Origin of the sequence: Allostigmatella hybrida (assembly GCF_020103775.1) — a bacterium.
In the GTDB taxonomy this organism is placed as follows: domain Bacteria; phylum Myxococcota; class Myxococcia; order Myxococcales; family Myxococcaceae; genus Hyalangium; species Hyalangium aurantiaca.
Genome location: NZ_JAHXBH010000005.1, coordinates 85970 through 104023 on the forward strand (window position 1 = coordinate 85970; position 18054 = coordinate 104023).

Consider the following 18054-nt stretch of genomic DNA (forward strand, 5'->3'; position numbering starts at 1 on the left):
CGGCGCCCCCCGTCCCCTGGCCCCCAACATTCGGCAACGCCAGGAAGACGTGAAACACGGCAAGCAACCTTGCAATCAATCCCAGCCGGGAACACTTGCCCTGAGGGCCCGCCGCGCGTCATCCCGGCGACGAAAGTGGACCTGCGCCCCTTCTCTTTCCGCGAGCGCCCACGAATGATGAACCCCTCCCCCCTTCGCGGAACGAGCCGCCCGATGCCCCGACGTCCTTCCGTCCCCTCCCGCCCGGGCCTGGCCTGCGCGCTGGTGCTGGGCCTGGCCTGGCCGGCGCTGGCGCTGGCGCCCCTGCCGCCCCCGGACCCCACCGTGAGCGCCGAGCCCGCCCCGGCCCCCGGCTTTACCCGGCTCGGGGTGTCCCTGGATGCCGGCGTGCCCGATGGCGTCGGCGTCTCCGCCGTGGTGCGGCCATGGCGGTGGCTGCGGCTGCATGGCGGGGTAACGTCCAACACGCTGAGCATCGGGCTGCGCGCGGGGGCCAGCTGGGTGCCGCTCGCCTCCACCGTCTCCCCGTCTCTCAACGTGGATGTGGGCCATTACTTCGACGCGAAGTACAACAAGCTCGTCGACCGGCTGGGCAGCAATCCCCTGAAGACGGACGCGCCCATCGAGGACGTGGGCTACGACTACGCGAGCGCGAGCGTGGGCGTGGAGGTGGGCAGCCCCAACCGCTTCGCCGCCTTCCTGCGCGTGGGCCTGAGCTACAGCACCCTCCAGGTGGACAACGCGGAGGGCCTGCTCCGGGACGTGACGGACGACCCCGAGCTCACCTCCACGCCCCTGTCCCTGCGCTTCACCAGCCCCGCCGTCAAGCTGGGCTTCCTCCTCTACTTCTTCTGAGAGAGCCGACCATGCGCCGCCTTCCCTTCCGCGTCCCCATGGCTTGCCTGGCGCTGCTCGGCACCGGCTGTGGCCCCCTGTTCTTCCTCGAGGCCGAGACGGAGGAGACGTGCACCGTCGAGCGGGGCCTCACCTTCCCCGCCGCGCTGCCCACCACCGTGAGCGTGCAGCAGACCGTCGTCTTTCCCCTGGAGGACATCGCCGATGCCCTGCCCGATGGGGACACCGAGGCCACGCTGCGCCTCAAGAGCTTCGAGCTGACGCCCACCCAGGGCAGTCCGGATCTGCGCGGCATCGAGCGCGCCCTGGTGTCGCTGCGCAAGCCAGGGCAGACGGGCCTCACGCCCCTGCTGGAGTACCGGCGCACCTCCACGCAGACGGCCCCGCGGAAAATCACCGCCACCGGCACCGAGTCCGTGGACCTGGCGGATCAGATCCGCGAGAAGGAGCTGGAGCTGGTGTTCGAGGCGCGCGGCGCGCTGCCCGCCCAGGAGTGGAAGGCGGACTTCAGCGCCTGCGCGGGCCTGAAGGTCAAGGTGGACTACCTCGACTGGGTGTTCTGACGAAGCGCGCCCGGCCTCACAGCTCGGTGGGCAGTTGCAGCGCGCCGCCGAGCACCCGGCTCTCCGCGTAGCGGGTGATGGTCTGCCGGAGGAACTCCAGGTGGTCCTCCTCCTCGGCCAGGCGGATGCCGAAGGTGTCGAGCGCCTCGTCGTCGTCGGCGTCCTCCGCCAGCGACATGAGCAAGTCCCACCCCGCGTTGTCCACCAGCTCCGCGGCCATCAGCGCGTGGAACAGGTGCGGCAATTGGGGCGCCTGGCTCAGGATGACCTGCTCGATGCCCCGCGCCTCCTCCGTCACCAGCCGGGACAGCTCCGTCTCCCCGTTCACGTCCCCGCCCAGGGCGCGGATCTGCTCCTCCAGCCACGCCTGGTGCTCGGCTTCCTCGTCCCGGTAGGCCCGCATCGTGTCCAGCATGCCGTGGATCTGCGGCTCTCCCGAGGAGGCCATCAGGGCCAGGACCCGGTCATAGAGCTTCACGCTCGTGCGCTCGAACGTGAGCCGCTCCTGCAGCAGGTCCACCAGCTTCTCCGGGTTCTTCTCCGCCAGCTTCCTCATGACAGGAAGCTATGCACTGCGCCGGCTGGCCTCTGCCGGGACGCGCGCCTCCTCTTCGGGCGACACGCTTGCTTGCCCCTCGGGCGAGCACCACGGGGCTTGGGTGCCCACGAACTCTTTGCGCGTGCCCAGGATGAGGTCGAAGAACGGGTGCGTCACACACCAGTTCGCGTTCTGGTCCTTGCCCATGTGGTGGTCGTAGTGCCACGGCAGGTGGACCCGCGCCCACTGCGGATCCAGGTGTGCCCGCCGGTGCACGAGGTAGTAGCGAACCGTCGAGTACCACACGGTGGCGGTGAAGAAGGGGGCCCGGGAGAACAGCGGCACGTGCCCCACCACGATGGCCGCCAGCCCCAGCAGCTCCTTGGCGTTGGTGGCCCAGCGCCCCCGGGGCTTCGTGTACTGGTCGTCCACCATCTCGTTGCGCCGGGAAGCCTGGTGGTGCTCGTGCCAGTGGAAGCGCCAGAAACTCTTCGGGTTCTTCCCCAGCCCGTGCAGCACGTATTTGTGGAGGAACCACTCCCCGAAATTGCAGTACGCAAGCCCCAGCGGAATACCGATCATCGCGCGTCTCCGGTGCTGCCTCCGGCCACTGTTCCCCGGCCGCGGCGAATAATGACTATTTGGTCACTTTTTTTCGAGATCGCAACTCAATGTGTCCCAAGCCCCGCTCGCCTCCCCCACCCGCCATGCCTGCTCCCCCCACCCCGCCGCGCCGGCCGGGCCCCCAGGGCGGGCCCCGGGAGAAGAACCGGCGCGAGCGCATGAAGGTGCTGAGCGAGGCGGCCCTGCGCCTGTTCCTGGAGCGCGGGTTGGACGCCGTCACCATCGACGACATCACCCAGGCCTCGGAGGTGGCGAAGGGCACCTTCTACCGTTACTTCGAGGACAAGACGGCGCTGGTGGATGCGCTGCTGGAGCCGGTGCGGCGCGAGCTGCTCGATGGGCTGGAGGCCTGTGGCCGGGCGCTGTCCGAGGCGCGCGAGGTGGAGGCCATGTTCGAGGCGTACCGGGCCATGGCCGCGGTCATCGCCAGCGCGCTGCTCCAGTACCCGGGCGTGGTGCGGCTCTACCTCCAGGAGTGCCGGGGGCCCTCGGCGGGGGCCCGGATCAAAGTCGTGGAGCTCTCCCGGCTCGTGTCCCGGCACGCGGTGAGCATCACCGAGAAGGCGCACACCCACGGCCTGCTGCGGCCCATCCGCCCGGCCGTCAGCGGGCTCGCGGTGGTGGGCGCCGTGGAGCGGCTGCTCCTGGCGGTGCTGAGCGAGGAGCCCATCGGCAACCCGCTGGAGCTGCCCGACGCGCTCACCACGCTGGTGCTGGATGGGCTGCGGCTGCCGCCCCCGGTGGCCCGCCGGAAGATGGACGGGAAGCCCGGACGCCTTTAAGGGTAGGGCCGTGGCGCGCAAGCGGAGCCAGGCCGGGGTGCAGGTGCCAGGGTGGGCGTGGTGGAGCCTGTGTGCGCTCCTCCCCCTCGTCCTGCTCAACGGGGCCGTTGCCTTCCTGGGGGAGACCCAGGTGCCCCTGCTGTCGCTCTCCTTTCTGGCCGAGAAGGCGCACGCGCTGGGCGCCTACACCCAGCACCGCGCCGCGTGCCTGCTGGAGGAACACCCGCCGCTGGAGCCCCTCGTCGCCGAGGCCGAGCGCCGGCACCGCCTGCCCCCCGGGCTGCTCCAGGCCCTGGTGCAGGTGGAGTCCGAGGCGAAGGTGCACCGCATCTCCGCCGCCGGGGCCATGGGGCCCGGCCAGCTCATGCCCGGCACCGCGCGGATGCTGAAGGTGGAGGACCCCTTCGAGCCCGCAGCCGCCATCGACGGCAGCGCGCGGTACCTGGCGCGGCAGCTCGCGCGCTACGGCGACGTGCGGCTGGCGGTGGCCGCCTACAACGCGGGGCCGGGCTCCGTGAGCACCCGGGTGCCGCGCAACGGGGAGACGGAGTTCTACGTGGCGAAGGTGCTCAGCGCCTACGCGCGCCTGCGCCCCGCCCCGCCCCCGCCCGCCTCCGCCCGGCCCACACCCCCGCGCCGGACCGCGCCTGCGCCCAGGGGCACCCCGCATCCTTAAATAGGGGCTTTTGGGTTCAGCGCTGCTCCAGGCCACTGGCCGCGGCGCTGTCCAGCCACAGCACCACGTCCCGGTGGAGCTGGAGGAAGGAGGCCGGGCACTGGGGGCTGATGGGGCCGTGCAGCATGGCCGTCACCGCGGCCGCCTTGCTCGCCCCGAACGCCAGCAGCAACACCTGCCGGGCCTGCATCAGGGCCGCCATGCCCATGGTCAGCGCCGCCAGCGGCACGCGCGTGGCGTCATTGCCGAAGAACGCCGCCAGCCCCTGGCGCGTCTCGCGAGACAGGAGCGCCCGGTGGCACGTGGCCACCAGCGCATCCCCGGGCTCGTTGAAGGCAATGTGGCCGTTGGGGCCAATGCCCAGCATCGCCACGTCCAAGCCCCCCGCCTTCACCACGGCCGAGTCATAGCGCGCGCACTCCGACTCGGCCTCCGGGGCGCTCCCATCCAGGAAGTGGATGCGCTCGGGCAGCAGGTTCACGTGCTGGAAGAGGTGGCGCTCCATGTAGGCCCGGAAGCTGCTCGAGTCGTCCGGCGGCAGCCCCAGGAACTCATCCAGGTTGAAGGACGTGGCCTGGGACAAGTCCAAGGCCCCCCGGGCGTGCAGCGCCACCAGCTCGCGGTAGACGTTGAGCGGGGAGCGCCCCGAGGGAAGCCCCAGGACCAGCTCCGGCTTGGCGCGGACCTCGGTGGCGATGTGAGCCGCGCACGCGGCGGTGGCTTCCTGCTCGGAAGAGAAGACGCGGACTTTCACGGAGCGCCATGTTTGGCCCAGCCAGGCCAAGAGAGGGGGCTTGTCACTTACCGCGAGAAGAAATCCCAGAAAAGGACTCTTCCGGTATGGTCCTTCGCATGGACGCCTTCGCCTCCCTCGATGCCACCGCGCAAGCGGACCTCGTCCGCCGCAAGGACGTCCACCCGCGGGAGCTCGTGGACGCGGCCATCGCCCGCATCGAGCGGCTCAACCCCCGCCTCAACGCCGTCATCGCCCCGCGCTTCGAGCAGGCCCGCGAGGAGGCCCGGGGGCCGCTGCCCGAGGGCCCTTTCCGGGGCGTGCCCTTTCTCCTCAAGGACCTGCTCGCCTCGCTCGCGGGCATGCCCCTCACCTCGGGCTCGCGCTACCTGGCGGGCTTCGTCCCCCCGCACGACAGCGAGCTCGTCGCCCGCTACAAGCGCGCGGGCCTCGTCATCCTCGGCAAGACGAACCTCCCCGAGTTCGGCATCCTCTGCACCACCGAGCCGCGCCTCTTCGGCCCCACCCGCAACCCGTGGAACCCGGACCACACCACCGGGGGCTCCAGCGGCGGCGCCGCAGCAGCGGTGGCCAGCGGCATGGTGCCCTTCGCCCATGGCGGCGACGGGGCCGGCTCGCTGCGGATTCCCGCCGCGTGCTGCGGCCTGTTCGGGCTCAAGCCCTCCCGGGGGCGGATGCCCATGGGGCCGGACGTGGGCGACGTCATGCACGGCCTGGTGACCGAGCATGCCCTCACCCGCTCCGTGCGCGACAGTGCCGCCCTGCTGGATGCCACCGATGGCGCCGATGTGGGCGCCCCCTACGCGGCCCCGCCCAAGGCCCGCCCCTATACCCAGGAGGTCGGCGCGCCCCCTGGCACGCTGCGCATTGCCTATACCACCCGCTCCCACACGGGCGTCCCCATCGACCCGGAGTGCCAGGCGGCGGTGGACCAGACGGTGCGGCGGCTCACGGAGCTGGGGCACACCATGGTGGAGGGCAGCCTGGAGGTGCCGGGCGAGGAGCTGCTGGCGCAGCACTTCATCGCCCTGTGGAGCACCGGCGTAGTGCTCGCCATCGACGGGCCGTCACTTCTGACCGGTCAGAAGCCGGCGCCAGAGTTCTTCGAGCCGCTCACCTGGGCCCTCTATGAGATGGGGCGCCAGCAGTCCGTGTCCCAGTACCTGCTGGCCCACCTCGCGCTTCAGGGCTTTGCCCGGGCCTTCGCCGCGAAGTTCTCGGACGTGGACGCCTGGCTGCTGCCCACCACCGCCGAGCCCCCTCCCCCCCTGGGTACCTTCGATTCCCCCCCGGAGGAGCCCCTGACGGGCCTGCTGCGTGCCGCGGCCTTCACCCCGTTCACCCCCCTGGCCAACCTCACCGGTCATCCGGCCATGTCCGTGCCCCTGCACTGGACGGCCGGCCACCTGCCCGTGGGGGTGCAGTTCGTGGGCCGGTTTGGGGACGAGGCCACCCTTTTCCGGCTGGCCTCCCAGCTGGAAGCCGCCTTTCCCTGGAACTCGCGCCTGCCCGCCCTCTTTGCATGAGACGAAGCCGGCCGCTCGCGCTAGAACGCGCATCTTATGAAAGTTGCCGTTCTGACGGGCGGGGGTGACTGCCCCGGCCTCAACGCGGTCATCCGCGCCGTTGTCCGCCGTGCCACCGAGCACGGCTTCGAAATGATGGGCTTGAGGGACGGATGGAAGGGCCTCCTGGAGGACAACCACTTCCGCCTCACCCGGGAGACCACCTCCGGCATCCTCCACCGGGGCGGCACCATCCTGGGCACCTCGCGCGTCAACCCCTTCAAGGTCGAGAACGGCCTGGAGAAGGTGAAGCGCGCGGTGGAACGCAATGGCATCCACGCCGTCATCGCCATTGGCGGTGAGGGGACGCTGTCGGCCGCCACGCGCATGTCCCAGGAGGGGCTGCGCATCGTCGGCGTGCCGAAGACCATCGACAACGACTTGAACGGCACGGACTTCACCTTCGGCTTCGACACCGCGGTGACCATCGCCACCGACGCCATCGACCGGCTGCACTCCACCGCCGAGTCCCACAAGCGCGTCATCGTCTGCGAGGTGATGGGCCGCCATGTGGGGTGGATTGCCACCTACGCGGGCATCGCCGGCGGGGCGGACGTCATCCTGGTGCCCGAGATTCCCGCGGACCTGAAGAAGGTGGCCGAGCACATCCAGCGGCGCAACGCGTCGGGCCGCACGTTCTCCATCGTGGTGGTGGCCGAAGGCACCCTGGTGAAGGCCTCCCCGGACCAGGACGAGCACCTCATCACCTCGGGCGCGCTGGACGAGGCGGGCCGGCCGCGGCTGGGCGGCGTGGGCAGCATCGTGGCGCAGCAAATCGAGCAGCGCACGGGCTTCGAGACGCGCGTGTCGGTGCTGGGCCACATCCAGCGCGGCGGCGTGCCCACCGCGCACGACCGGGTGCTCGCCACGCGCTTCGGCGTGCACGCGTGCGACATGGTGGCCCGCGGCGAGTTCGGGCAGATGGCGGCCCTGCGGGGCAATGACATCGTCAGCGTGGACCTGGCGCTGGCCACCAAGGAGCTCAAGCGGGTGCCCGAGGAGTTCTTCAAGGTCGCCCAGGTGTTCTTCGGGTAGGCCGCGCCCGCAAGCGCCCGCGCCCCGCCCATGGACCTCTACGCGGAAATGGCCGCCCTGGTGGCCCGGGGCGAGCCCTTCGTCCTCGCCACCGTCATCGAGAGCGCGGGCAGCACGCCCCAGAAGCCGGGCTCGAAGATGGTGGTGCTGGCGGATGGCTCGCTGCGCGGCACGGTGGGCGGCGGCGCCATCGAGCTGCAAATCCTCGAGGCGGCGCGGGAGCTGCTGGCGGCCCCCCGCCAGACGCGCCTGCTCGAGACGCACCTCACCCACGAGCTGGGCATGTGCTGCGGGGGCCGGATGACGGTGTTCCTGGAGAAGCACGGGGCGCCGCCCCAGCTCACCGTGTTCGGCGCGGGCCACGTGGCCCAGGCGCTCGCGGCGCTGGCGCGGAACGTGGGCTTCCGCGTGCGGGTGGTGGACCTCCGGGCCGAGTGGGCCACCGCGGAGCGCTTCCCGGGGTGCGAGGTGCTGCGGGAGGACCCGGCGGACCACGCGCGTGCGCTGGAAGGGAGCGCGCGCGACTACTTCTGTGTCACCACGCACGACCACCCGCTGGATCAGGCCGTGGTGGAGGCGCTGCTCTCCAAGCCCGCGGCGTACCTGGGCGTCATCGGCAGCCGGCGCAAGGCGGAGCGCTTCCGGATGCGGCTGCAGGCGGCGGGCGCGGCCCCGGAGTCCCTGGACCGCATCCGCTCGCCCATGGGGCTGCCCATCCACGCGCTGACGCCGGAGGAGATCGCCGTGTCCATCGTGGCGGAGCTCGTCCAGGTGCGGCGCGGCCAGGAGCCGCGCCGCTAAGCCCGGCGCCCTACTCCATCAGGTCCGCCACGTCCTCCGGGCGGTCCGCGGGCGGCAGCTCCTGCGGGAAGCGCAGCGAGGCGGGCGGGTGGTTCGGATCATCCACCGGCCCCGGCGGCGTCTCCACGGAGGAGGCCGGGGACACCAGGAACGCGGAGGTGGCCGGCACCGTCTTCGTCAGCGAGAAGCTGTCGCGCACGGTGCCTGTGGGGTTGATGAACTGGGCGCTCAGCGTGCCGCCCTCCACCACGACGCTCAGGTAGCCCGCGTCGGTGTTGTTGCGGTAGGCCGTCCAGGAGGGCTGCGAGCCCGGGAAGGTGCGCAGGGTGGCCCCGCCGCTGCCCACCACCACGTAGGGGACGCCCTTCACGCCCGAGGCCGCCACCGCGTCGCCCTTCATCGCCTTGGAGCGCTCGTAGTTGTGGTCGTGCCCGGTGAGGACGAGGTCCACGCCGTACTGCTCGAAAATGGGGGCGAACTCGCGCCGCATGGCGAGCTGGGAGCCATGCTCGCCGCTGGACCAAGGCGGGTGGTGGAAGAAGACCACCTTCCAGGGGCGGCTCGTGGCGGCCAGGTCCAGCTTCACCCAGTTCTTCTGGGCGGCCAGGGTGCACCGGTCGGACGAGGCCAGGCCGATGGCACAGTTGGAGTCCAGCGAGACGAAGTGCACGGGGCCCCAGTCGAACGAGTAGTAGCGCTCGGAGCCCGCGGGGTTGTTGGCGGGCATGTAGAGGTTGTCCAGGTAGGGCTGCCCCTGGTCCGTCACGTACTCATGGTTGCCCGGGGTGGCGAACAGGGGCACCCGGCGCAGCAGGGCCGCCATGGGCTTGAACATCCGGTCCTGGAACTCCTGCTCGGTGCCCGAGGAGTAGGCGTTGTCGCCCAGCGCCAGGATGAGCTCGCCTGCGTTGCTGCCCTGGGCCATCCGCTCCAGCACCTTGGCCTGCAAGCTGCCGCCCGTGCCGAAGTCACCCATGGTGGTGAAGTGCACGCGCGAGGTGCCCGCGCCGGAGGCGGTGCGAAACTGCCGCACGCCCGTCGTCGAGCCACACGCCTCGACGACGTAGCTGTACGTCTGGCCGGGGCTGAGGTTCTCCAGCTTCACCGCGTGGCGCCAGCCGGCCGCGGTGGCCGTGGCCGTGCGGGACAGGTCCGAGCCCAGGCCGAAGCGCACGTAGGGCGTGCACGAGACGCCGGAGCGGAAGGCCACCAGCGCGCTCGTGGGGCCCACGCTCTGCAGGTAGGGCAAGCGTGGCAGCGCGGGCCCCGAGTCCACCGAGGACACGGGCTGCACGCCGCACGCGCGGGCCTCGGTGATGGAGGCCCAATCGTTGACGGTGTTGCCATTGACGGTGATGCGCACGTAGCGCCCGGAACGCTGCGCGCCAAAGGCATACGTCTGCACGGCGGACGTCAACGCGCTGGTGCCCGCGTAGGCCTGGGTGAAGCTGACGCCATCGTCAGACGTGGAGAGCGTGAAGTGGTTCTGGCGCGTGGTGCCCTGGTGCCACGTCACCGCCACGCCCGTGAGGGCCTGGGAGCCGCCCAGGTCCATCGTGAGCCAGGCGCCCTTGCCGGGGCCACTCCAGCGCGTGGCGAGATCATCATCCTGGCTGTTGGCGGCCACGCTGCCCGCGCCATCGTCACCACTGGCGCTCGCTTGAGCGGTGGTGAGCACGGTGCAGTTGGAGGCGGTGAGCGCCGGAGCGGCCGTGGGCACTTCCGGGGCGGGGGCTTCGGCGGAAGGCGGAGGGGGAATGGACTCCTCACATGCCGAGGTAAGCCATACCGAGAGCAACAGGGTCGAAAGAAGGGGGGATTTCTTCATTGCGGCGCGCCCAACGGAGGCACCGCAAATCGCATTCCAATTTTGAACAGCAATGAAGCCATCCCCGCCTGCCCTCCCGGGGGCCTGCCAGGCCATGCGCGTCCAACCCTCTGAATGTTCAAGCTCCCCCGCCCTCCTGGAGAACGGGGAGACCGCCGGGCGCGGGCCCTCCTGAAAGCGCATCGGACCCGGAGGAAGGAGGCAGCCGGGTTTCACGGAGCGAGTAGCATCCTCCGCAGGAATCACACCCATGGACTCTCCTTCCCGCTCCCGTCCCGTCACCGGCCGCATCGACGTTCACCCCCGTGGCTTCGGCTTCCTCGTCGTGCAGCCGCCTCCGTCCGGAGAAGTGCTCTCCGCGTTCATCCCCCCGCCCGAGCTGGCCACCTTCCTCGCCGATGACATCGTCTCGGCCACGGTGAGCCAAGGGCAGGACGGCCGGTGGACGGCGAGCGGGCTGGCGCTCCAGCAGCGCCCGCGCGAGCAGGTCTACGGCGAGGTGGTGCTGCGCAAGGGCGCCCTCTTCCTGCGCATCGACCGGGAGGTGGCCAGCTCCGACTGGCCCCTGGAGGCGGCTGGGACGGCGGTCCAGGCCGGGGATGCGGTGGTGGCGCGCATCGGGGAGGGCAAGACCGTGCTGCTGCACCGGCTGGAGCCGGGGGTGGACCGCTCGGTGGCGCGCATCATCGCCCGGCATGACCTGCGCCGGGACTTCCCGCCCGAGGTGGTGGAGGAGGCCCGCGCGGTGCGCACCGTGCCGCATGCCCTGGGGGCCCGGCGGGACTTGCGCGCGCTGCCCACCGTCACGGTGGATGCGCCCTCCACGCGGGACATCGACGATGCCATCACCGTGCTGCCCGCGGGCGAGGACGGGGCGCTGCGCCTGCTCGTCTCCATCGCGGACGTGGCGGAGTTCGTCACCGAGGGCTCGGCGCTGGACCGGGCGGCGCGCGAGCGCGGCACGAGCGTGTACCTGGCGGGCCTCGTGCTGCCCATGCTGCCCGAGGAGCTGTCGGCGCACTGGCTGAGCCTGGTGCCCGGGGAGGACCGGCGCTGCCTCACGGTGGAGCTTCGCATCGACGCCGAGGGGCGCGTCACCGCGGCGGACGTGTCCGAGAGCCTCATCCGCTCCTGGGCCCGGCTGAACTACGACGAGGTGGCGGCCTACCTGGACAAGGGGCTCGTGTCGGCCGCCATGGAGCCGGTGCGCGAGGCGATGCCCTGGTTCCGCGCGGCCTCGGCCCGGCTGGCGGTGGCCCGGGCGGGCCGGGGCGGCATGGAGATGGCGCGCGAGGAGGCCCGCTTCACCTTCGACGCGGACACGGGCCAGGTGTCCGGCATCGAGAACACGCCGCCCACCACGGCGCACCAGTTGATTGAGCGCTTCATGGTGGCCGCCAACGAGGCCATCGCCACCTGGATGGAAGACCGGGGCCTGCCCGCCGTGTTCCGCGTGCAGGACGAGCCGGACCGGCAACGGGTGGCGGACCTGGCGGCCTTCGCGCACCACTCGGGCTTCGCGGCGGGGTTCGGCGGCAGGCTCACCCCGCTGGCGCTGGGCGCGTTCGACCGGCAAATCTCCGGGGGCGCAGCGGAGCCCGCGCTGCGCTCGGTGCTGCGGCGCTCCCTGGGCTCCGCACGCTACACGGTGGTGCCCTCGGGGCACTTCGGGCTGGCGGCGCGGCGCTACCTGCACTTCACCTCGCCCATCCGCCGGTACGCGGACCTGGCCGTCCACCGGACCCTGAAGCAGTACCTGCACGGGCACCGCGGCTTCCTGCACCAGGACCCGGCCGTGGAGCAGCTCGCCGTGCGGCTCAATGCCCGGGCGAAGGCCGCCTCCCGCGCCGAGCAGGACCGGCACCGGGTGCTCGAGGCGCGGCTCATGGCCAGCCACGTGGGCCAGCGCTACCCGGCGCGCATCACCCGGGTGAAGCCCTTTGGCCTGCTCATCCAGCTCGATGGCATGCTCGTGGAGGGGCTGGTGCCCGTGGACGCGCTGGGCGACGGCCCGTTCCGGCCCGACGCGCGGGAGACGTCGCTCGTGGGCCCCCAGAGAACCTTCACCATCGGCATGCCCCTGGTGGCCCAGGTGGTCTCTACCGACGAAGGGCTCGGCCGCATCGAGTTCGCCCTGGCAGAGTAGGCCCGCGGCGGCTTTCACATCCTCAAGGGGAACATTCGCATGCGAACGCGCATCAAGAGTCTTGGCCCGGTAGGGCTGGCGGTGGGAACCCTGGCCCTGGCCTGCGGGGGCGATGACAAGCCTCCCGCGCCTGAGTCCTCCTACACGGTGGGCGGAACCCTTGCCGGACTCGAGGGGAGCCTCACCCTGCAGCTCAACGGGGAGCAAACCCTCTCCCGGAGCGGGAACGGGCCCTTCACCTTCGCGGAGCCTCTCCCGGACAAGAGCCGCTACGAGGTCAGCGTGACGGCCTCGCCCGAGGAGCAGGAGTGTACCGTCCAGAACGGCACCGGCCAGGTGAGCGGCGCGAACATCACCTCCGTGCAGGTGAGCTGCGCGGCGAGGACTTACGCCGTCGGAGGCACGGTGGAGGGGCTCACGGGAACGCTCCAGCTCCGGCTGAACGGCACGGAGAGCCTGTCCCTCACCACCAACGGCCCCTTCTCCTTCCCCACACGGCAGGCGCGGGGCAGCACCTATGCGGTGGACATCGCCGCCCAGCCCCAGGGCCACCGCTGCACGCTCACGAACGCGAGCGGCACCGTGGCGGGCACCGTGGACACCGTGCGCGCCGTCTGCGCGCCATGGTTTGCCTTCACCCCCTTCCAGAACGCCAGCCGCGTCCTCGGCCAGAGTGACTTCACCCACAACAGCCCGGACCAGGGGGGCACCGCCGGGGCCCAGACCCTGAATGGCCCGTGGGGAAGCCCCGTGTTCGCGGGGGACACGCTCTACATCCCGGAGCTGGACTCGAACCGCGTCCTCGGCTTCAGCGGCCTGCCCACCCAGAACGGGGCGGCGGCGAACTTCGTGCTGGGACAGCCCAACTTCACGAGCACCGCGGAGGGCGGCGGGCGCACGGGGCTCTCCAGTCCCGAGGGCAGCGCCTCCGATGGCACCCGCCTCGCCGTGGTGGACAAGGGCAACAACCGCGTCCTCGTCTGGAACACCCTCCCCGCGAGCTCGGCCGCCCCTCCGGACCTCGTCGTCGGACAGCCGGACTTCGACACCGCCGGGTTCCAATGTGACGCCCGCTCGCTCGGCCTGCCGGAGGATGTCTTCATGGGCCACGGCAAGCTGCTCGTGGCGGACAGCGGCAACAACCGCGTCCTCGTCTGGAACAGCCTCCCCAGCACGCCGGGCACCCCCGCGGACCTGGTGCTCGGCCAGAGCTCCCTCACCACCTGCGCCGCCAATGATGCCGATGGCGATGGCGTGAGGGACCTCACCGCCACGGCCTCGACGCTCTCCGCCCCCGCGGGCGTCTGGACGGACGGCACCCGGCTGCTGGTGGCCGATACCGGCAACAACCGGGTGCTGGTCTGGAATGAGTTTCCCACCACCTCCGGACAGCCCGCGCAGGGCGTCCTCGGCCAGGCCAACTTCACCTCGCGCACCGCGGGCCTCGCGGCGAACCGGCTGAGTGCGCCCTACAGCGTCACCTCCACCGGCCAGCAGATCTTCGTCGCCGAATACCAGAACAACCGCGTGCTGCTCTGGAACCAGTTCCCGGCGGCGCCGGGTGCCCCCGCGGACACCGTGCTGGGCCAGCCCGACTTCACCTCCAACGCGCGCTTCGATCCGCCCAATGGGACGGCGCCCAGCGCCCGGAGCCTCTACCAGCCCGTGGGGCTCTACCTCGCCACGCCTTACCTGTTTGTCTCGGATTACGGCAACAATCGCTTGCTCGTCTTCGAGAGCCCCTGAGACACCTCGAAGCCTGGGCTTGCGGCCAACCGCTTCCGCCGCAAGACCATGAACTTGTGGAGTTCCCCGGGCCCGCCACACAATGCGGGCCGGGGGAACCGCCAGGAACGCTTCGAAATCTATGAATAAGAGTGCACCCAACTCCCAACGTGGCGCTGCCGCCTTCCCCGGGGACGCCGAGGCCGACGAGCGCACCCAGGCCGCGGAGCTGGAGGCCCTCTTCCCTCCCGACACCTCCCATCCCTCGCAGCGGCTCGGGGCGGAACCCTCCCGTCCCCCCACGGGAGACAGCCTCCCTTCCGGCCACACCGGCGAGGAGCGCCCCGAGGGCGCCAGCCACGTGCCCGCCCCTGGCACGCGCATCCATCAATACGAGCTCATCCGCCAGCTGGGCAGCGGCGGCATGGGCACGGTGTTCCTCGCGCGGGACACGCGGCTGGGCCGCCGCGTCGCCATCAAGTTCCTGCACTCCACCAACCCGGAAATCACCAAGCGCTTCATCCTGGAGGCCCGGGCCACCGCGCGCTGCAGCCACGAGAACATCGTCATCATCTACGAGGTGGGCGAGTTCCGCGGCAGCCCCTTCATGGTGCTGGAGTTCATCCAGGGCCAGCCGCTCAACAAGGTGATTGCCGGCCAGCGCCTGCCCCCGGCGCGCGCGGTGGAGCTGGTGGTGCCCGTCGTCAAGGCCCTGGCCGTCGCGCACGAGCACGGCATCGTCCACCGCGACCTCAAGCCCGACAACATCATCGTCACCGAGTCGGGCGCCATCAAGGTGCTCGACTTCGGCATCGCCAAGGTGCTCCAGGACCCCGAGCACCCGCCCGAGCCCGAGGTGGCGCCCGCGCTCGCCGCCGAGCCGCCCCCGCCCTCCAGCGTGAACCTGGACGAAGAGATTTCGGACCTGACGCGCCGGGGCGCCATCATGGGCACCATGCCTTACATGTCGCCGGAGCAGTGGCGCGGCGGCGCCCGGGTGGACCACCGGACGGACATCTGGGCCACGGGCATCATGCTGTTCCGGATGCTGGCCGGAAAGCACCCGTTGGATCCGCTGCGCGGCCCGCAGCTCGTCGTCACCGCGGACTACAACGAGCCCATGCCGCGCCTCCGGGACGTGGCCCCGGACATCAGCCCCGAGCTGGCCGAGGTGGTGGACCGGTGTCTGCTCAAGCCCAAGGAGCAGCGCTTCGCGGATGCGCCGGCCCTGCTACGCGCCCTGGAGCCGTTCCTGCCGGGCCGCTACGCGCGCGAGCTGCGCGTGGACGAGAGCCCCTACGCGGGCTTGTCCTCCTTCCAGGAGGCCGACGCGGACCGCTTCTTCGGCCGCTCCCGGGAGATCGCCGCCCTGGTGCACCGCATCCACGACCAGCCGCTGATGGCCGTCGTGGGCCCCTCGGGCGCGGGCAAGTCCTCCTTCGTGCGCGCGGGCCTCGTGCCGCTGCTCAAGCGCTCCGGCGAGGCGTGGGAGGCGCTCGTCATCCGCCCGGGCCGCCACCCGCTGGCGGCGCTCGCCAGCATCGTGGCGCCGCTGGTGGGCTCCTCCACGACCATCGAGGAGGACATCCAGGCGCAGACCCAGCTCGTCGAGCGGCTGTACGCGGAGCCCGGCTACGTGGGCTCCGTGCTGCGCAGCCGCGCCCGGCGGGAGCGCCGCAAGGTGCTCCTGTTCCTGGACCAGTTCGAGGAGCTCTACACGCTGGTGCCCGACGCGCGCGAGCGCCGGGCCTTCACCGCCTGCCTGTCGGGCATCGCGGACGACGCCACCTCGCCCATCCGCGTGGTGCTCTCCATCCGCTCGGACTTCCTGGACCGGGTGCCGGAGGACGAGCGCTTCATGGCCGAGCTGAACCAGGGCCTGTTCTTCCTCACCGCGCCCAGCCGGGAGGGGCTGCGCGACGCGCTCGTGCAGCCCGCAGAGATGGCGGGGTTCCGCTTCGAGACGCCCGCCATGGTGGAGAACATGCTCCAGCACCTGGAGGCCACCCAGGGCGCGCTGCCCCTCCTGCAGTTCGCCGCCACGAAGCTCTGGGAGGAGCGGGACACGGCGCGAAGGCTCCTCACCGAAGAGCGCTACCAGGCCATGGGCGGCATCGCGGGGGCGCTCGCCAGCCACGCCGACCACGTGCTCGCCGAGCTGCCCTCCCAGGCGCGCGCGCTGGCTCGCGCGGTGCTCCTGCGCCTCGTCACCCCCGAGCGCACCCGGGCCATCGTCTCCATGGAGGAGCTGCGCGAGCTGTCGCGGGATGCCTCGGAGATCCAGATCCTCATTGACCACCTCGTCCAGGCGCGCCTCCTGGTGGTGCAGACCGGGAGCGGCCAGTCGGGCGCGACGGTGGAAATCGTGCACGAGTCGCTCCTGCACAGCTGGCCCACGCTGCGCCGCTGGCTGGACGAGGGCCAGGAGGACTCGGCCTTCCTGGAGCAGCTGCGCAACGCGGCCCGGCAGTGGCACGCCAAGGGGCTCGACGGCGACCTGCTCTGGCGGGGCGAGGCCGTGGAGGAGGCGCACCGGTTCCAGCGGCGCTACCGCGGCGAGCTGCCCCAGGTGCAGCAGGACTTCCTCAAGGCCGTCTTCGCCCAGGAGGCCCGCGCCACGCGGCGCAAGCGCGCGCTGGTGGTGGGCACCACGGTGTTCCTGGGCCTGCTGGTGGCCGCCTCTGGGGTGGCCCTGGTGGTCATCCGCAACGCGCAGCACGAGGCGGAGCGCCAGGCGGTGGCCGCCCAGCGCGCCGAGGCCGTGGCACGCGAGTCCGAGAACCTCGCGCGCGGGGCGGAGGCGGAGGCCAAGCAGCGCCTCGCCGAGGTGCAGGCCAAGGAGCTGGAGCGCCAGAAGGCCCAGCAGCAGGCCGAGGCCGCCAACGCCCAGGTGGCCTTCGCCAACAACGAGCTGCAGAGCAAGAACCAGGAGCTGGAGGAGGCGCTGCGCCGGGCGAAGATGGCCCAGTGGCGCGCCCGCACGGCCAAGAAGAACGCCGAGCAGAACGCCGTCACGGCGCGGGAGGCCCAGCAGGATGCCCTCCGGGCCGCGAGAGAGCTCCAGGCCCTGCTGCGCCGCGAGCAAGACCGTGTCCAGCGCCTCCAGTCGCAGCTGGGCAGCCCCATCATCGACGACTTGAAGTGAGGAGAATCCGAGGATGCTGAAGCGCAGGCCTTCGACGGCCCTGGCCCTGGTGTGGCTGCTGTGCTGGGCAGCGCCCGTGTTCGCACAGGGGGGCGCCGAGCGCCCCTGGGCGCAGGGCGTCTCTCCGGACAAACAGAAGACGGCCCTGGAGCTGTTCCGCGCGGGCAACGCCCTGCTGAAGGAATCCATCTTCGTGCAGGCCGCGGAGAAGTACCGCCAGGCGCTCGCGCTCTGGGACCACCCGGCCATCCACTACAACATGGCCCTGGCGCTGCTGAACCTCGACCAGCCCATCGAGGTCCACGAGCACCTGGAGGCGGCGATGCGCTACGGCGCGGCCCCGCTGGATGCCGAGAAGTTCGAGAACGCGCGCGCCTACAAGACGCTCGTGGAGAAGCAGCTCTCCCGGGTCATCCTCACCTGTGACTCGCCGGGCGCCACCGTGACGATGGACGGCCGGGTGCTGTTCGTGGCGCCGGGCCGCTACGAGGGGCTCGTCCGCCCGGGCCCGCACACCCTGCGGGTCTCCCTGGAGGGCCACCCCACCACCGACATGAGCCGCACCCTGCTGCCCGGGGAGACAACGCCCCTGGCGCTCAAGCTGTACACCGCCGAGGAGCTGACGCGGTACCGCCGGCACTGGTCCGCGTGGAAGCCCTGGGCCCTGATGGGCGCCGGAGTGGCCGTGGCGCTCGGCGGCGGGGCGCTCCACATGCAGTCGCGGGACAGCTACCGCGACTTCGACACCCAGGTCTCCGCCTGTGGCGGCTGCGTGCCCCCGCAGGGCGTCACCGACCTGCGCATCCGGGGCGACAACTTCCAGCGGGCCGCGCTCGGCACCTATGCGCTGGGCGGGGCGGCGGTGATTACCGGCGCGGTGCTCGCCTACATCAACCGGCCGCAGCCCTACCGCATCAACCCCGGCGCGGTGGAGAGCGAAACGCAGGCCGTGAACCTCGCGCCCCTCCTCGGCGGCCGTGAGCGCGGCATCCAGGCAACCTTCCGCTTCTGAGGTCT

At 71.4% G+C, this 18054-nt stretch carries 15 protein-coding genes; 11 read left to right on the forward strand and 4 right to left on the reverse strand.

The window, feature by feature from the left end:
• Positions 1–213 precede the first annotated feature (213 nt).
• Both KY661_RS11200 and KY661_RS11205 read left to right on the forward strand, forming a co-directional pair.
• Positions 214–855, forward strand: coding sequence for an autotransporter outer membrane beta-barrel domain-containing protein (locus tag KY661_RS11200; RefSeq protein WP_225410199.1), 642 nt, complete (start codon positions 214–216; stop codon positions 853–855).
• 11 nt (positions 856–866) lie between these two features.
• A complete protein-coding gene (locus tag KY661_RS11205; protein ID WP_225410200.1) occupies positions 867–1418 on the forward strand; it encodes a hypothetical protein in 552 nt (183 codons plus the stop codon).
• A gap of 16 nt (positions 1419–1434) precedes the next feature.
• Here KY661_RS11205 and KY661_RS11210 read toward each other — a convergent pair whose 3' ends face one another.
• Together KY661_RS11210 and KY661_RS11215 are read right to left on the reverse strand one after the other, a co-directional pair.
• Positions 1435–1974 carry a ferritin-like domain-containing protein gene (locus tag KY661_RS11210; RefSeq protein ID WP_225410201.1) on the reverse strand — a complete coding sequence of 180 codons (540 nt, stop codon included), beginning with the start codon at positions 1972–1974 and terminating at the stop codon, positions 1435–1437.
• 9 nt (positions 1975–1983) lie between these two features.
• Entirely contained in the window at positions 1984–2538 is a 555-nt protein-coding gene (locus KY661_RS11215; RefSeq protein WP_225410202.1) for a sterol desaturase family protein, read from the reverse strand.
• 125 nt (positions 2539–2663) lie between these two features.
• Here KY661_RS11215 and KY661_RS11220 point away from each other — a divergent pair, with 125 nt between their 5' ends.
• Both KY661_RS11220 and KY661_RS11225 read left to right on the forward strand, forming a co-directional pair.
• Positions 2664–3362 carry a TetR/AcrR family transcriptional regulator gene (locus KY661_RS11220; RefSeq protein WP_225410203.1) on the forward strand — a complete coding sequence of 233 codons (699 nt, stop codon included), beginning with the start codon at positions 2664–2666 and terminating at the stop codon, positions 3360–3362.
• A gap of 10 nt (positions 3363–3372) precedes the next feature.
• On the forward strand, positions 3373–4038 hold the full coding sequence (locus KY661_RS11225; protein ID WP_225410204.1) for a lytic transglycosylase domain-containing protein: 666 nt from the start codon (positions 3373–3375) through the stop codon (positions 4036–4038).
• 16 nt (positions 4039–4054) lie between these two features.
• Here KY661_RS11225 and nagB read toward each other — a convergent pair whose 3' ends face one another.
• Positions 4055–4792 carry a glucosamine-6-phosphate deaminase gene (gene nagB, locus KY661_RS11230; protein ID WP_225410205.1) on the reverse strand — a complete coding sequence of 246 codons (738 nt, stop codon included), beginning with the start codon at positions 4790–4792 and terminating at the stop codon, positions 4055–4057.
• 86 nt (positions 4793–4878) lie between these two features.
• Here nagB and KY661_RS11235 point away from each other — a divergent pair, with 86 nt between their 5' ends.
• Genes KY661_RS11235 through xdhC form a run of 3 tightly spaced genes read left to right on the forward strand, consistent with a single transcriptional unit; the run spans position 4879 to position 8193 of the window.
• Positions 4879–6318, forward strand: coding sequence for an amidase (locus KY661_RS11235; protein ID WP_450097571.1), 1440 nt, complete (start codon positions 4879–4881; stop codon positions 6316–6318).
• A gap of 36 nt (positions 6319–6354) precedes the next feature.
• Complete coding sequence (locus KY661_RS11240) at positions 6355–7392, forward strand: 6-phosphofructokinase (RefSeq protein ID WP_075009565.1); 1038 nt, start codon at positions 6355–6357, stop codon at positions 7390–7392.
• Between the two features lie 30 nt (positions 7393–7422).
• On the forward strand, positions 7423–8193 hold the full coding sequence (xdhC, locus tag KY661_RS11245) for a xanthine dehydrogenase accessory protein XdhC (RefSeq protein ID WP_225410206.1): 771 nt from the start codon (positions 7423–7425) through the stop codon (positions 8191–8193).
• A 10-nt stretch (positions 8194–8203) separates the two neighbouring features.
• Here the strand turns inward: xdhC and KY661_RS11250 are convergent, their stop codons facing one another.
• Positions 8204–10021, reverse strand: a complete 1818-nt coding sequence (locus tag KY661_RS11250; protein ID WP_225410207.1) for a metallophosphoesterase — start codon at positions 10019–10021, stop codon at positions 8204–8206.
• Between the two features lie 250 nt (positions 10022–10271).
• On the opposite strand from KY661_RS11250, the gene KY661_RS11255 reads away from it, so the two are divergent.
• The 4 genes from KY661_RS11255 (at position 10272) to KY661_RS11270 (ending at position 18049) form a co-directional block, all read left to right on the forward strand.
• Positions 10272–12167, forward strand: coding sequence for a ribonuclease R family protein (locus tag KY661_RS11255; protein ID WP_225410208.1), 1896 nt, complete (start codon positions 10272–10274; stop codon positions 12165–12167).
• Between the two features lie 39 nt (positions 12168–12206).
• On the forward strand, positions 12207–13913 hold the full coding sequence (locus KY661_RS11260) for an NHL repeat-containing protein (RefSeq protein ID WP_225410209.1): 1707 nt from the start codon (positions 12207–12209) through the stop codon (positions 13911–13913).
• A gap of 121 nt (positions 13914–14034) precedes the next feature.
• Positions 14035–17037: a serine/threonine-protein kinase gene (locus KY661_RS11265; protein ID WP_225410210.1), complete on the forward strand. Its 3003-nt coding sequence runs from the start codon at positions 14035–14037 to the stop codon at positions 17035–17037.
• Between the two features lie 13 nt (positions 17038–17050).
• Positions 17051–18049, forward strand: coding sequence for a PEGA domain-containing protein (locus KY661_RS11270; RefSeq protein WP_225410211.1), 999 nt, complete (start codon positions 17051–17053; stop codon positions 18047–18049).
• The last annotated feature ends 5 nt before the right edge of the window (positions 18050–18054 follow it).

Excerpts from the sequence above, each read along its gene's own strand:
- KY661_RS11200 (WP_225410199.1), top strand. The coding sequence starts at position 214 with ATGCCCCGACGTCCTTCCGTCCCCTCCCGCCCGGGCCTGGCCTGCGCG.
- KY661_RS11205 (WP_225410200.1), top strand. The coding sequence starts at position 867 with ATGCGCCGCCTTCCCTTCCGCGTCCCCATGGCTTGCCTGGCGCTGCTC.
- KY661_RS11210 (WP_225410201.1), bottom strand. The coding sequence starts at position 1,974 with ATGAGGAAGCTGGCGGAGAAGAACCCGGAGAAGCTGGTGGACCTGCTG.
- KY661_RS11215 (WP_225410202.1), bottom strand. The coding sequence starts at position 2,538 with ATGATCGGTATTCCGCTGGGGCTTGCGTACTGCAATTTCGGGGAGTGG.
- KY661_RS11220 (WP_225410203.1), top strand. The coding sequence starts at position 2,664 with ATGCCTGCTCCCCCCACCCCGCCGCGCCGGCCGGGCCCCCAGGGCGGG.
- KY661_RS11235 (WP_450097571.1), top strand. The coding sequence starts at position 4,879 with ATGGTCCTTCGCATGGACGCCTTCGCCTCCCTCGATGCCACCGCGCAA.
- KY661_RS11240 (WP_075009565.1), top strand. The coding sequence starts at position 6,355 with ATGAAAGTTGCCGTTCTGACGGGCGGGGGTGACTGCCCCGGCCTCAAC.
- xdhC (WP_225410206.1), top strand. The coding sequence starts at position 7,423 with ATGGACCTCTACGCGGAAATGGCCGCCCTGGTGGCCCGGGGCGAGCCC.
- KY661_RS11250 (WP_225410207.1), bottom strand. The coding sequence starts at position 10,021 with ATGAAGAAATCCCCCCTTCTTTCGACCCTGTTGCTCTCGGTATGGCTT.
- KY661_RS11255 (WP_225410208.1), top strand. The coding sequence starts at position 10,272 with ATGGACTCTCCTTCCCGCTCCCGTCCCGTCACCGGCCGCATCGACGTT.
- KY661_RS11260 (WP_225410209.1), top strand. The coding sequence starts at position 12,207 with ATGCGAACGCGCATCAAGAGTCTTGGCCCGGTAGGGCTGGCGGTGGGA.
- KY661_RS11265 (WP_225410210.1), top strand. The coding sequence starts at position 14,035 with ATGAATAAGAGTGCACCCAACTCCCAACGTGGCGCTGCCGCCTTCCCC.
- KY661_RS11270 (WP_225410211.1), top strand. The coding sequence starts at position 17,051 with ATGCTGAAGCGCAGGCCTTCGACGGCCCTGGCCCTGGTGTGGCTGCTG.